Origin of the sequence: Paraburkholderia silviterrae, assembly GCF_004353915.1 — a bacterium.
GTDB classification, from domain to species: domain Bacteria; phylum Pseudomonadota; class Gammaproteobacteria; order Burkholderiales; family Burkholderiaceae; genus Paraburkholderia; species Paraburkholderia silviterrae.
The window spans coordinates 22,360-36,520 of sequence record NZ_SMRP01000011.1 but is presented as its reverse complement, the minus strand read 5'-3'; the positions used below and the strand labels follow the sequence as shown (position 1 = coordinate 36,520).

Below are 14,161 nucleotides of genomic sequence, written 5' to 3'. Positions count from 1 at the left end.
CGCTTGAAGGCCGCTCGAACGTCGCTTGAAGGTCGCTTGAGGGTCACCTGCGAGCCGCGTCGTTTTCAACGGTCCGGCGAGCCGTCGATTGCGCGCGGCGCCCGGCCGGTCCAACGGCGAAATGCATGGCGGAAGCTCCGTGGCTCGCTATAGCCGAGCTGTTCGGCGATCGCCGCCACCGTAAGCGAGCCGTCGTTCAGAAGCCGGGTCGCCGCCTCGTAGCGAACTTCCTCGAGTAGCGAGTGAAACGACATCCCATCCTTCTCTAGCCGTCTGCGCAGCGTGCGCTCCGTCATGTGCAGCGCGCCAGCGAGCGCGGTCATCGACTTGAAGCGCGACAGGTCGCGCACCATCAACTCCCTCGCGCGATCTGCGAAGCGTGTGCCGATCATGGCAGCCCATTGGCGCTCGAGCGCCTCGCATTGCTGGTGGAGCGCGTTAAAGCTCACTTCATTCGCGAGGCGTGGCATCTCCAGGCCGCTGATCGACGTGAAGACGAGAGAGTTCTCGTTGGCGTTGAATCTGGCCCGGCACCCGAAGTGACGCACATAGTCGGCCGCATATCGCGCCGGACGGCGCACGAGATTCAACTGGTCGGGCCATACCGCTCTGCCGACGAGATCGGACACGATCAGCCGCAGGCTCGAGAGGCACATGTCGGTTTGATAGGCCTCGATATCGGGCTCGCCGTTGTAGCGCGCGATGGACACCGTCATGCCCTCGGCGGAGGCGCGAACGTGGACGTCGAAATAGAGCCCCATGAAGAGCGGAAATTGGCTCATGCAGCCGAACGCCTGGATGACCGAGCCGCTGATCAGCATGGCGTAGCCGGCCAGGCCCAGCGTCGAGACGTGTAGCCGGCTACCGATCGCGAGACCGATCGACGCAGACCGGCTCGCGCGCAAGAGATTGCGAAAGCAGTGCTGCTCCTGACTGCGGTTGACGTAAATGGATGGCGAGGCGACTTCATTCGCGCTCAGGCCCGTGCCGTCGAGCAAGGCGGCGGCGTCGATGCGCCGTACGCGGCACTCGTCCAATGCCGCGGCAATGGCGTGGACGGTAGCCGGAATGTCTTCCTGACGCCCAGGCAGCCAATTCAGCCCTGGCGACGAACGCAAGCGGCGTTCGGCTGTGCTCTGTCTTCGGCGGGATTCTGCATTCATTGGCATAGGGCTGCGATTGTCTCTCGCGAAACATAGCTGGAATGCGCGCCCGATGCCAAGCGGTTTCGGGGCTGCCACGTCATCTCCTGCCTCCGACACGAAACCGGCGTCCGAAAATATCCCCCTATAACGTCCGCTTTTCTCATTCGTCGTCGAATTATTGTCGTTCCACAATCTTTCCCGGGCGGTGGCGTTTGAGCGCCGCCGGAAAAAAATTGGAGACATAGTCGTGGGCAATCGCCATGTGAGGGATGCATGAGGAATCGAGAGTCGACTCGACGTACGCTTCTCGCTATTCACCACTTACGGCCTCGCTTCCGCGAAGACGAATGGGCACCTCGCTGCGGCTTATGCGGTGACGCTGGTCGCGATGTTGTTCACGGCCTGCGGCTACGGCCACATGGCGCGGCTCATCCCGAGCGCCGGCTCGGCGTATACGTTCGCGAGCCGCAATTTCGGCACGTTGTCGGCTTTCTTCGTCGCGGTGTACGTGGCCGGGTGCTTCGCGAGCGCCATGGCCGGGCAAGCCAGCGTGACGCGGGTGCTGTTTGCGATGGGCCGCGACCAGGTGCTGCCGGAGCGCATCTTCGGACATCTGCATTGCAGGATTCTGATGTGAAAATGAAACAGGAGAACGAAACAATGAGCAACGCGGACATCAAGCAAGACTTGCAGGCACTGGGCAAGCGCCATCTGCTGATGCACTTCACACACGCCGATGCCTATGGCGACAAGGACTTGACCGTTTTCGACCACGGCGAGGGCTGCTGGCTCGTCGACCAGGGCGGCAAACGCTACTTCGACGCGCTGGCGGGCTTGTACTGTGTCCAGATCGGCTATAGCCACGGCGCCGAGATTGGCGACGCCGTTCGCGATCAGATGGTCCGGCTGCCGTTCGCGACCAACTGGGGCAATGGACACGAACCCGCCATCCGTCTTTCTCACAAGCTCGCGACGCTCGCGCCGGAAGGGCTGAACCGGGTGTTCTTCACCTCGAGCGGGTCGGAGTCGAACGAGTCGGCCATCAAGCTGGTTCGTCAGTACCACCAGGCGCGCGGCGAGCCGCAGCGACGCAAGTTCATCGCGCGGCGCGTGGCTTATCACGGCACGTCGTTCGGCGCGCTGGCATTGAACGGCTTGACGAACTTCCGCAAGCATTTCGAGCCGCTGATGTCGGGCGTGCGGCACGTCAACAACACGAAGCGCTACGGCCGTCCTGTGGGCGAGACCCAGGCGCAGTTCACGCAATACCTGCTCGATGAAATCGAATCGCTGATCATTCAGGAAGGCCCGGATACCGTGGCGGCTATCGTCGTCGAGCCGCTGCAAAACGCCGGTGGCAGTCTGACGCCGCCGGAAGGCTATGCGCAAGGGCTGCGCGATATCTGCGATCGCCATGGCGTGTTGCTGATTACCGACGAAGTGATTTGCGGGTTCGGCCGTCTAGGCGAGCATTTCGGCTCGCGCCGCTATGGCTTCAAGCCGGACATTCTGACGTTCGCAAAGGGCATTGCGTCGGGCTACGTCCCGCTCGGCGGCGTGATTGCGAGCGACGGGGTCGTCAACACCGTGCTCGAGGGCCCACAGCAGATGTTCCTGCACGGCGCGACGTATGGCGGTCATCCAGTCGCGTGCGCGGCCGCTCTCGCCAATCTTTCGATCATGGAGCGTGAGGGCGTGCTCGCGAACGTCCGCGAAAACGAGGGCTATTTCCGCTCGCAGCTCGACGCGCTGCTCGAATTGCCGTGCGTGGGCGACGTGCGCGGCGACGGCTATCACTACTCGCTCGAGCTCGTGTCCGACAAAGAAGCGCGCCGCTGGAAGGCCAACATGAGCGCGCAGACGTTCGTCTCGACGGTGCTCGCCCCCGCGCTGTTCGATGCAGGCCTCCTTTGCCGTGCGGGCGTCGATCATGAGGGCACGCCGATCTTGCAGTTCTCGCCGCCGCTGGTGATGTCGCGCGACGAAATTTCGTGGTTCGTCGCACAGATTCGCGACATCGTCGCTAACGCGTACGCGCGCGCGACGCGCTGAACGTGAAGGGCTCACAGGAGTAGTCGATGCGTACGAGTCAACAGAGCTATATCGGCGGGCAGTGGCTCGATCCCGCCGGCGCGCAAGCAATCGATGTCATCGATCCGGCAACGGAAGTGCCTTATGCACAACTGAGGATCGGCGGCCCTGACGAAGTCAATCGTGCCGTGGATGCAGCGAAGCGCGCATTCGACGAGTTCTCGCGCTGGACGGTCGAGCAGCGGCTTGCCTTGCTGGAGCAGGTGCTGGCGATCTACAAGCGGCGCTACGAAGAAGTCGCGCAGACCATCAGTCAGGAAATGGGCGCGCCAATCGAGTTTTCGCGCGCGATGCAAGCCGCGGTCGGCACCGCGCACCTCGAACAGACGATACGCGCGCTGCGCTCGTTCCCATTCCGCAAGCAAACCGACTCGCTGCTCGTGTCACACGAGCCGATAGGCGTGTGTGCGCTGATTACCCCATGGAACTGGCCGATCAACCAGATCGTTTGCAAGGTTGCGCCGGCGCTGGCCGCGGGCTGCACGATGGTGCTCAAGCCCAGCGAGATTGCGCCGTTCAGCGGCATCCTGTTCGCGGAGATCCTGGACGAGGCGGGCGTGCCGCCCGGCGTATTCAATCTCGTGCACGGATACGGGCACGTCGTGGGAGACGCGCTGTCACGGCATCCCGATGTCGACATGGTGTCGTTCACGGGGTCGACGCGCGCGGGCATCGAAGTCGCGAAGGCTGCCGCGGATACGGTGAAGCGGGTCCATCAGGAACTGGGCAGCAAGAGCCCGAATATCATTCTTCCCGACGCCGATATCGAGGATGCCGTCACGCGCGGCGCGCGAAGCTGTTTCAGCAACAGCGGGCAGTCGTGCAACGCGCCGACTCGCATGCTCGTGCATGTGGATCATCTGCATCTCGCGGAGCAGGCGGCACGCGCCGAAGCGGAGTGGACCGTCGTCGGGAACCCGCGCAATGCGAAAACCGGGCTCGGGCCCGTCGTCAGCCGGACGCAGTTCGACCGCATCCAGCACTTCATCGGCATCGGGATCGAGGAGGGCGCAACGCTGATTGCGGGCGGCACAGGGCGCCCGGAAGGCTTGACGGAGGGGTTCTACGTGCGGCCCACGGTATTTTCCAACGTGCGGCCGGATATGACGATCGCGCGCGAGGAGATCTTTGGGCCCGTGCTGTCCATCATGACCTACCGGTCCGAAGAGGAGGCGATCGCGCTCGCCAACGATTCCGTATATGGGCTCGCCGCCTACGTGCAGTCGAAGGACCTCGACCATGCACGCCGCGTCGCGGCGCGGCTGCGGGTTGGGAACGTCCATATCAACTATCCGCCCTGGAATCCGGCTGCGCCGTTTGGCGGGTTCAAGCGCTCCGGCAACGGGCGCGAATACGCGGAGTTCGGGCTGGCGGAATATCTGGAAACCAAGGGAACGACCGGCTACGTGTAACCGGCTGCTCCGCAGCGTCCGCGCGATGTTCGCGCGGACGCCATCGTTGTAAATCCCTCCCTGGTCGCCTCGCTGGAGGCGACGCTCCCCCGTGCCCTGAACCTCAGGCCTTCGCCTTTGGGGTCGGTACAAATCCCCTGCTTGACGGCTCGAATGCCGGTTGTCGCGCGTGGCGCATATTTCGCCTTGCCTTGCGCGAGAAACACCCTGCAGGCGCGGTGCCCAGGTGGGTGGGCGGCTCGCCGGGCGAGCACTGCTATAAAATCACGCCTCAACTCTCATTGAGGACGGGCGATCTGGTCGCTCAATCGAGCGGCACGCCTGTCCGGGCGTTGCGCCAAGTTGTTGTGTCATAGGGTTCCGCCATGCGCGGCGACGTCGGCACCGGTTACCTGCCTGGCAGGGCGGTGCATCCTCTTGCGCAATGGCCGTGGCCACCGGGCTCCCGGATGGCCTGGAAACTCGATTCCCCCCTGTAACACTAGCTAGAAAGAAGTCAGAATTAATATGGATTCGGATTCACATCGCGTTTCAGCGCCCCCTTCCGGCGCTCGGGACACCACACCTGCCCTGCACCGCAGTCTCAAGGCGCGCCATCTGACCATGATTGCGATCGGTGGATCGATCGGCACCGGTCTGTTCGTCGCTTCAGGAGCGTCCATTTCCCAAGCCGGACCCGGCGGCGCCATGGCCGCGTACCTGGTGATCGGCTTGATGGTCTACTTCCTGATGACGAGCCTCGGGGAAATGGCGGCGTTCATGCCCGTCTCCGGCTCGTTCGCGACCTACGGCGCGAAATTCGTCGACGAGGGGTTTGGCTTCGCGCTCGGCTGGAACTACTGGTACAACTGGGCCGTGACCATTGCGGTCGAACTGGTTGCCTCGCAACTGGTGATGGGCTACTGGTTTCCCCATGTTCCCGGAGTCTGGTGGAGCGCCGCGTTCCTCAGCGTGATGTTCCTGCTCAACGCACTCTCCGTGCGCGGTTTCGGCGAAGCCGAATATTGGTTCTCGCTGATCAAGGTGATTACCGTCGTCGCGTTCATCGGCATCGGCTTGCTGATGATCATCGGCATCCTGAAGGGCGGGGCGGATCACGTCTGGGGCAACTTCACATTGGATGGCGGCCCGTTCACCGGTGGCCTGCCGGCCTTGTTGGGCGTCACCATGATCGCGGGTTTCTCTTTTCAGGGAACCGAGCTTATCGGCGTTGCGGCCGGCGAATCGGAGAATCCTGGCAAAAACATTCCCCGCGCGGTACGACAGGTGTTTTGGCGAATTCTGCTGTTTTACGTGCTCGCCATTTTCGTCATCGGTCTGCTGATTCCGCATACGGACCCGAATCTCCTGAAATCCGATGTGACGGATATTGGTGTCAGCCCGTTCACGCTCGTATTTCGTCGCGCCGGCCTGGCGGTTTCGGCAGGCGTCATGAATGCGGTGATCCTGACCGCCGTGCTGTCGGCGGGCAATTCGGGCATGTATGCCTCTACGCGGATGCTCTATAACCTGGCGATCGAGGGGCGTGCACCCAGGCTCTTCGGGAAGCTTTCGGCGAGCGGCGTGCCACGGAATGCGCTTTATGCAACGACTGCGGTGGGTGCGCTGTGCTTCTTTTCGTCGATGTATGGCGACAAAACCGTCTATATGTGGCTGCTCAATACGTCGGGCATGACCGGGTTCATCGCCTGGCTGGGTATTGCGGCCAGCCATTATCGGTTCCGCAAGGGCTTCGTCGCACAGGGTTTTTCGCTCGAGGAACTGCCGTATCGATCAAAGTGGTTTCCCATTGGGCCGATATTCGCGTTCGCGGTTTGTCTCGTTGTCATGCTCGGGCAAGACTACCAGGCGTTCATGGCCAATAAAATCGACTGGCCGAGCGTGCTGGCTACCTATATCGGGATTCCCTTGTTCGTTGCGATGTGGCTCGGCTATCGGATCGTGAAGAAGAGCCGCTTTATCGCGTATGGGGAAATGGATATCGAGCCGTACATGGCGCAAGTCCGTGCATCTGCACAGACGAACGGCGCGCTGGCGGCTCGGGGTGAGGCCGTCGTCAGAACGGGCCACGAAGTGTAGAAAGGAGGAGGGGAAACCCTCCGCCACTCTCTCAACCGCTCCCTCTCAAACGATCCCGGTCGCGTAAAAAACCGCGATCACAAAGAACACGGCCATCGTCTTGATGATCGTGACCGCGAAAATGTCGCGATACGATTCGCGGTGCGTGAGCCCCGTCACCGCGAGCAGCGTAATCACTGCGCCGTTATGCGGGAGCGTGTCCATGCCGCCGCTGGCCATCGCCACCACGCGATGCAGCACGTCGAGCGGAATATGCGCGGCCTGCGCGCTCTTGATGAAGAGATCGGACATGGCGGCGAGCGCAATGCTCATGCCGCCCGAAGCCGAGCCGGTGATGCCCGCGAGCGAGCTCACCGAGACCGCCGCGTTCACGAGCGGATTCGGAATGCTCTTGAGCGCGTCGCTCACCACGATGAAGCCGGGCAGTGCCGCGATCACACCGCCAAATCCGTACTCCGAAGCGGTGTTGAGCGAGGCGAGTAGCGCACCCGCCACGGCGGCCTTCGTGCCGGTGGCGAAACGCTCCTTCACGCGCGAAAACGCCGTGACGATCACGAACGCGATGCCGAGCAGCAGCGCGCCTTCGACCGACCAGATGCCGACCAGCTGCTTGACCGTCGTGGTGACGGGCGCGTGGATGCCGGGCAGCACGTCGGCCGTGACCGTGTAGGTGTCGCCGTACCACTGCGGAATCCAGCGCGTCAGGAAGAAGTTCGCCACGCCCACGAGCACGAGCGGCGTGATGGCCAGGAGCGGATTGGGCAGATGGTCGGTCTTCACGTGCTCGGGCTCGTTCACGAGCGAGGTGCCGTAGCCTTCGCCCTTTGCCATCGCGCTGCGGCGGCGCCACTCGAGATACGCGAGGCCGACGACGATGATGAAGAGCGAGCCGATCACGCCGAGCGCCGGCGCGGCCCAGGCCGTGGTCTTGAAGAACGTGGTGGGGATGATGTTCTGGATCTGCGGCGTGCCGGGCAGCGAATCCATCGTGAACGAGAACGCGCCCAGGGCGATGGCGCCGGGCATGAGGCGCTTGGGAATGTTGCTCTGGCGATAGAGCTCGGCGGCGAACGGGTACACCGCGAACACCACCACGAACAGCGACACGCCGCCGTACGTGAGCAGCGCGCACACGGCCACGATCACGGCGTTCGCGCGCGAGCGGCCGATATAGCGGATCGCGGCATGGACGATCGCCTCGGAGTAGCCCGATAGTTCGATCACCTTGCCGAATACGGCGCCAAGCAGGAACACGGGGAAGTAGAGCTTCACGAAGCCCACCATCTTCTCCATGAAGATGCCCGAGAAGACGGGCGCGACGGCGGCGGGATCGGTGAGCAGGACGGCGCCGAGGGCGGCCACCGGAGCGAAAAGGATCACGCTGTAGCCGCGGTAGGCGGCGAGCATGAGAAAAGCGAGAGCGGCTAAAACGATAACAAACGACATGGGGTCTCCTGTGTCGATCCCATGCACGGCTCGATGCGGCGTTGGCGCTACGGCTGGAGCGAGTGCTGCGGCTGTCGATCAGCGTGAGTGCTTCAGCACTGACGCTGATTCCATGCAAAGCTCTAGTTCCTGGTCCATGCAGAGCGCTAACGCCGGTTCCATGCAAGGTGGTTGCGGCAAGGCGTGTTGCACTTCGTCGATGCACTTCTGTACGGCGTTTTTATTGCATTGGCTGGCCATGGTGCGCCGCGGCGATTGTACCGAAACGCTTAAGTATTGCGACGCAAGCTGCGCAGTCCTATCTTGACGAGAGCGGGTGCGCGGATCGACGGGCGGCGCGCCGGGGCAGCAAGGAGACGGCGATGCGGGAAATCGGGGCAATGCGGGGAGGGCGGACACGCCCGCGCGCACGATGGAGCGCGCGGCTGGCGACGATCGTCGCCGCGACGTTCGTGGCGGCTTTCGTGGTGGTTTTCACGCTGGCGGCTGCGGCGCCCGGGGCCGTGGCACAGCCCGCCGCAAATGGCGCTGCCGGGTTGAGCGGCGTCATAGACGTGAGCGGCGTGAGCGCGGCGGACGCGGCAAACAGCACGAGCGCTTCGGCCGCCAATCCCGACGAAGTCAGGAACTGGTACAACGATCCGTTCTTCGCGCTCTCGAATGCGCCGGGCGCGTGCCCGCAGCCGCTCGGCCCGCGCATGACGAAGGCCGAAGCCGACGACGATGCCCACTATCGCGTGGAGCGCGGCACCACCTGCTGGCTTGCACACAAGTGCACGAAGCCGAATTCCTACCTCTACGACGCGGATATCGCCAGGGCGATCCGCGAGAAGTTCAAGGACGACGCATCGCTCGCCGGCACGAGTCTGTGGATCACGGTGCAGCGCCGTTTCGTCTACGCGGAAGGCTGCGCGCCGGCGGCCTTCGACCGGGCGGCACTGGAGCGCCGCCTCACGGCGATTCCCGACGTCGACAAGGTGTTCGTGCGTTTGCGCGCCGATCCGCACGCACTGCCGCCCTACAAGACGCTGCCCCCGGCCCGGTGAGACTTCGCCGGACGCTGTGCGCGACACGGCTCGCATGCCGCGCAGGCGCTGTCTGGCATGGCACAATCGCAACGTCGAAAAACTAGAAGGCCCTCGGGGTACCCCATGATTCGTTCCGGTTCGTTGTTGTCCCGCTTTGGCAGGCTGTCGTCCACGCTGGGCGCCTGTGCGTTGCTCGCGGCACTGGCCGCCTGCAGCAGCGGTCCGCCGCTGTTCCTCTCGGATGGCCGCCCCACGGTCCCCGTGCAGTGCTCCGCCGCGGGCGACCACGACTCGTGCGTCCAGCAGGCCCGCGCACGCTGCGCAGGCGGCGCCTACGACACCGTCGATACGTCCACCAAAGGCGACACGTACACCCTCGTATTTGCTTGCCGCACCAAGTAACCGGGACGCGCGGGCGCGCCGCCTGCCCACCGTTTCCGGGCGTGGCGGCCGCGTGCCGTCTGGCGCATCCGGCTTGCGGCGCACCGCGGCAGTGTGAGGCGACGCGAGGCGAAATCAAGCGAGAGCAACCGAGATCAAGCGGCATCAAGCGGCATCAAGCGGTAACAAGCAGAATCAAGCGTTGCCATCCGCGCCGCCACCGCCGCGGCTGCGCGCGGGCAGGTTCATCAACAGGCGCAGCAAATCGGGCTGGCGACGCGTGGCGGTTTTCTGAAAGATCGACTGTAGTTGCTTGCGCACCGTGTCGTATTGCACGCTCACCTGCGCGGCGATTTCCTTCGGCGTGAGCCCGTCCACCAGCAGATGCACGATCCGGCACTCGGCGGGCGAGAGCTCGAACGCCGTGGCCAGCACCTGCTCATCCACTGCCGGCGCCGAGCGCGGGTGATAGAACGTCAGCGCCGCAAGGGCGCGCAGCCCGGCGACTTCGCCGGGCGTCACCACGTTGTAGAACGCATAGAGCACTTCCGGGCCGCCAGGCAGCGGCGCGGCTCGGCCCCGCTCGCTGTCGGCCGTTTCGGCGGCGCCCACGATGCGCAGCGCGCGAATGCGCGCCGCCGCCGCCCGCGCGCCGCTCGCGCGGTTCTTCAGGCGCGCCTCGCAGATCGCCACATCCTCCAGGAAACGCGCCTGATAAGGCGCGGAGAACGCCAGCCGCTTGCCCCGCACGCGCACGAGCGAGGTGGCGCGCAGGAGCCGTTGTGCGGCTTCGTTGCCGTGCAGGACCTCGCCGCTCGCGCTCACGAGCATGGCGGGCGGGCGCACGCGGCCGGTGAGCGCGTCGGCGTCGGGCAGGAGGCGGCGCACGCTCAGGCGCACCGCGCGCACCAGATGGGGCGCGAGCCGCTCGAGCAGCGCGCGCGTGGCCCCCGGCAGCGGGGCGCCGCGCGCGGGGCCGCGGCAGGCGATCATGGCCGTGAGCGCGCCGCTGTCGATCAGCTTGCAGATCGAGACGAAGCCGCCGCCGCCCGCCATCAGGGCCGGCCCGAAGGCCGGATGGCCCTCGCCGGTCTCCCGGTGCGCGCCGCAATGCAGCCATTTGCCGGGTGGGAATGCGCGCAGCCATTCGAGGCGGGCATCGTCGCGATAGAGCGGGCGGATGAGTTCGAGCGGCTCGGTTTCCCGAATGCTGAAACCGTCGGCCCATGAAAAGAGTTCGCGCTGCCGATCGAATACACAGAGATGAACCGAGGCCGTCTCGATCGATTTCCTGAATTGCGCGCAAAAATCCTTCCAGCCCGCCGGACGTTCTATTGTTGCGTAAATCGCATGCAGCAGACTGTCGTGCTGCGAATCGTTCGAATTCACACCGTTCTCGTTATCAAAATCCAACGCGACCGCGTGTTGCGCAAAATGCGCAGTGCATATTCCCTGCACAATTGAGGAATATACAGGCGCGATTGCCACCGTTAATCTTCGGTTCTTTCGATGATTAATAACCGTGAGGGTGGACGAGGCGCCCGTCGCGTTCCGTGCGGTAGGCAACCGATGGCGCGCCGTGCCGGCCTTATTCTCCAATGGCAGGGCATGCTGAAATCGTTGCGCCTGAAACAGGGGCCCCTGAAATGAAATGCTGAAAAAGAGTAAATGAGTCAAAAAAATGACCGGGGCGAACGGTGAAACGTCCAGCTGCGCTGATGTAATGCGGCGGGTTAATCGCCTTGTGTTAAGGAATATTGAATGCGCAGACGCCATTGCAGAGGTGTCTTCCAGAAAAAAGGTTATTCCAGGGGCGGCAATGAATCATCATCAACTTGAAAAGGACATCGAGCACCTCGAGCACGTCATTGCACGGCTCTCAGGCAACGATCGCATTCCGCTTTCTTATTGGCGTAACCGCGTCGATTCCGTATCGAGCGCAAATCTGGTCCCTTCGCAGGCGCAGCGCGTCAAGCGTCTGTCGGAAGCGCTGTGCGAGCTGGAGGCACGCGCAAAAGAACGCGCGTGACACGAAACGGTTGGTCGGACCTGCCGGTCGCAGTCCGCTCCGTGTAAAGAATCGCAATAAATTGGCTCAAACCGACCAAAAAAACGCGTAATTTGGCACTCTTCGGCGCCAGAACGGTCACAATGCGAATGTGTGACCGAACTGGAGATCACTGTTTATGCCGAGCTACAAGCAACTGACCGCCCAACTCGAAAAGCTGCACAAGGAAGTTGCGGCGGCACGCGAAAAGGAAATCGAGCAAACCATTGCCGAGATCAAGGAAAAGATCGCGGAGTACGACATCACGCCGGAAGAACTCGGTTTCTCCAGCCGGCCTGCGGCGGGTGCGCGCAAGAAGCCGCTGCCGGCGCGTTACATGAACCCGAAAACCGGCGAGACCTGGAGCGGCCGTGGCCGCGCGCCGGGCTGGCTCGCTGGCGTGAAGAACCGCGACCGTTTTCTGATCAAGGAGTAATTGGGACTCGAAGCGGAGCTAGAAATGGGGCTCAAAGCGAGACTCGAAACGGGGCTCGAAACAGGGCTCGAGCAGGCGCTGAACGCGAACCCGGTCCCGTAAAATCTCACCTTTGCGCGGCGCGCGGCCCGTCTGGCGTGCGTGCGCCGCGCACCGCTCCCGTAAAAGCTCACCTCAGGCACGCTGCCGGCCATTGCCGGGTAAGCGCCCGAAAAGCGCCCGGCGATGGCCTCTCCTCGCGCGCGCGCAGCGAACCCGCCGTTAACTTTTAGTCGCGCGCGGCAATGCCGTGTATCATTCGTCCCCGGCGCCTTCTGCCGTGCGCACCGGCTCGCCGCATCCGCAACGCCCGCCGCACGGCCGGCTGCCCGATTTCATCAGCGATACCCCTCCATCCATGTCAGTTGCCGAACTCAGACGCCGCCGCACGTTCGCGGTCATTTCTCACCCGGACGCGGGTAAAACCACGCTCACCGAAAAGCTGCTGCTGTTTTCGGGCGCGATCCAGATCGCCGGTACCGTGAAGGGCAAGAAGAGCGGCCGCTTTGCGACCTCCGACTGGATGGAGATCGAAAAGCAGCGCGGCATTTCGGTCGCGAGCTCGGTCATGCAGTTCGAGTATGGCGACGCCGTCATCAACCTGCTCGACACGCCGGGCCACGAGGACTTCTCCGAAGACACCTATCGTGTGCTCACGGCGGTGGACGCGGCGGTGATGGTGATCGACGGCGCGAACGGCGTGGAAGCGCAGACGCTCAAGCTGCTCGAAGTCTGCCGCAGCCGCAAGACGCCCATTCTCACCTTCATCAACAAGCTCGACCGCGAAGTGCGCGAGCCGCTCGACCTGCTCGACGAAATCGAGCAGCACCTCGGCGTGGCCGCGGTGCCGTTCACCTGGCCCATCGGCATGGGCAAGGAATTTCAGGGCGTCTACGACATCCAGCGCGACCAGGTGCGCGTGTTCCGCGCGGGCGAGCAATCGCTGGGCGGCGCGGTGGAGACGCTGCAAAACCTTGGCGACGAAGCAGGCGAAGCGCGCTTCGGTTACCACTGGAAGCGCACCAAGGAAGAAGTCGAGCTGATCACGGGCGCGACGCCCACGTTCGATCGCGAGGCCTTCCTTGCCGGCGAGCAGTCGCCGGTGCTGTTCGGCTCGGCCATCAACAACTTCGGCGTGAAGGAGATTCTCGACGCGCTCGTCGATCTCGCGCCGCCGCCCTCGCCGCGCATGGCCGTGCAGCGTCCGGTATCGCCCGAAGAGCCCAAGTTCACGGGCGTCGTGTTCAAGGTGCAGGCCAACATGGACCTCGCGCACCGCGACCGCGTGGCGTTCATCCGCGTGTGCTCGGGCCGCTTCGAGCGCGGCATGCAGCTGAAGGTCACGCGCAACAACAAGACCTTCCGCGCCAACAACGTGGTGAGCTTCCTCTCGCAGCGCCGCGAGACCGTGGCCGAGGCCTACCCCGGCGACATCATCGGCATTCCTAATCATGGCACGCTGAGCCTCGGCGACACGCTCACCGAAGGCGAAGACCTGCAGTTCACGGGCTTGCCGTTCTTCGCGCCGGAAATCTTCCAGACCATCGAAGTGGTCGACCCGATGCGCGCGAAGCAACTGGGCGAAGCGCTCAAGCAGCTCGGCGAAGAGGGCGCGATTCAGGTGTTCCGCCCGCTGCACGGCGGCGCGACGATCCTGGGCGCCGTGGGCCAGCTGCAGTTCGAAGTGGTCTCGCATCGCCTTGCGGCGGAGTACAAGGTGGAAGTGCGCATCATGCCGGCGCGCTATCGCCTCTCGCGCTGGGTCACCTGCGACGACCCCAACGAGCTGCGCCGCTTCACCGATTCGTACGAGGCCCGCATGGCCTACGACGCATCGAACGCGCCCACGTATCTCGCCTCGCACGTCTCCGAGATCGAGGTCGCCCAGAAGGCGTGGCCGAAGATCGTGTTCAACGAGCTGCGCGAGCATTCGGGCGCACCGTTCCGCAAGAACATGTAAGCACCGGGCGGCGCCCCGCCTGACGGCGCCCCGCCCGGTGGCGCCGTGTCGCTGTGCGCCACGCCAGGCGCGCGCGGCGAAATGCGCGCAGCGCATT

11 protein-coding genes and 1 pseudogene are annotated in these 14,161 nt (G+C 63.9%); 9 read left to right on the top strand and 3 right to left on the bottom strand.

What is annotated here, in order from left to right:
* Positions 1–65: 65 nt before the first annotated feature.
* Positions 66–1,163, bottom strand: coding sequence for an AraC family transcriptional regulator (locus EYW47_RS21360; protein WP_133196834.1), 1,098 nt, complete (start codon positions 1,161–1,163; stop codon positions 66–68).
* A 289-nt stretch (positions 1,164–1,452) separates the two neighbouring features.
* On the opposite strand from EYW47_RS21360, the pseudogene EYW47_RS42795 reads away from it, so the two are divergent.
* The 4 genes and pseudogenes from EYW47_RS42795 to EYW47_RS21340 form a co-directional block, all read left to right on the top strand.
* Positions 1,453–1,644 (top strand): annotated as a pseudogene (locus tag EYW47_RS42795) (Putrescine importer PuuP); the annotation flags it as partial.
* Between the two features lie 161 nt (positions 1,645–1,805).
* Positions 1,806–3,197, top strand: coding sequence for an aspartate aminotransferase family protein (locus tag EYW47_RS21350; RefSeq protein ID WP_133196833.1), 1,392 nt, complete (start codon positions 1,806–1,808; stop codon positions 3,195–3,197).
* 26 nt (positions 3,198–3,223) lie between these two features.
* Entirely contained in the window at positions 3,224–4,648 is a 1,425-nt protein-coding gene (locus EYW47_RS21345) for an aldehyde dehydrogenase family protein (RefSeq protein ID WP_133196832.1), read from the top strand.
* A 507-nt stretch (positions 4,649–5,155) separates the two neighbouring features.
* Entirely contained in the window at positions 5,156–6,727 is a 1,572-nt protein-coding gene (locus EYW47_RS21340; protein ID WP_133196831.1) for an amino acid permease, read from the top strand.
* A 45-nt stretch (positions 6,728–6,772) separates the two neighbouring features.
* Here EYW47_RS21340 and EYW47_RS21335 read toward each other — a convergent pair whose 3' ends face one another.
* Positions 6,773–8,173 (bottom strand): GntP family permease, encoded by a 1,401-nt coding sequence (locus tag EYW47_RS21335; RefSeq protein WP_133196830.1) that lies wholly within the window; start codon positions 8,171–8,173, stop codon positions 6,773–6,775.
* Positions 8,174–8,535: 362 nt separating this feature from the next.
* On the opposite strand from EYW47_RS21335, the gene EYW47_RS21330 reads away from it, so the two are divergent.
* Both EYW47_RS21330 and EYW47_RS21325 read left to right on the top strand, forming a co-directional pair.
* Positions 8,536–9,219, top strand: coding sequence for a BON domain-containing protein (locus tag EYW47_RS21330; protein WP_377785096.1), 684 nt, complete (start codon positions 8,536–8,538; stop codon positions 9,217–9,219).
* A 105-nt stretch (positions 9,220–9,324) separates the two neighbouring features.
* Positions 9,325–9,603, top strand: coding sequence for a hypothetical protein (locus EYW47_RS21325; RefSeq protein WP_133196829.1), 279 nt, complete (start codon positions 9,325–9,327; stop codon positions 9,601–9,603).
* 174 nt (positions 9,604–9,777) lie between these two features.
* Here the strand turns inward: EYW47_RS21325 and EYW47_RS21320 are convergent, their stop codons facing one another.
* Positions 9,778–10,971, bottom strand: a complete 1,194-nt coding sequence (locus tag EYW47_RS21320) for a helix-turn-helix transcriptional regulator (protein WP_133196828.1) — start codon at positions 10,969–10,971, stop codon at positions 9,778–9,780.
* 430 nt (positions 10,972–11,401) lie between these two features.
* On the opposite strand from EYW47_RS21320, the gene EYW47_RS21315 reads away from it, so the two are divergent.
* The 3 genes from EYW47_RS21315 to EYW47_RS21305 all read left to right on the top strand — a co-directional run bounded on the left by EYW47_RS21315 (position 11,402) and on the right by EYW47_RS21305 (position 14,064).
* Positions 11,402–11,611: a hypothetical protein gene (locus tag EYW47_RS21315; RefSeq protein ID WP_133196998.1), complete on the top strand. Its 210-nt coding sequence runs from the start codon at positions 11,402–11,404 to the stop codon at positions 11,609–11,611.
* A gap of 157 nt (positions 11,612–11,768) precedes the next feature.
* A complete protein-coding gene (locus EYW47_RS21310; RefSeq protein WP_133196827.1) occupies positions 11,769–12,065 on the top strand; it encodes an H-NS histone family protein in 297 nt (98 codons plus the stop codon).
* Between the two features lie 397 nt (positions 12,066–12,462).
* Entirely contained in the window at positions 12,463–14,064 is a 1,602-nt protein-coding gene (locus EYW47_RS21305) for a peptide chain release factor 3 (RefSeq protein WP_133196997.1), read from the top strand.
* The last annotated feature ends 97 nt before the right edge of the window (positions 14,065–14,161 follow it).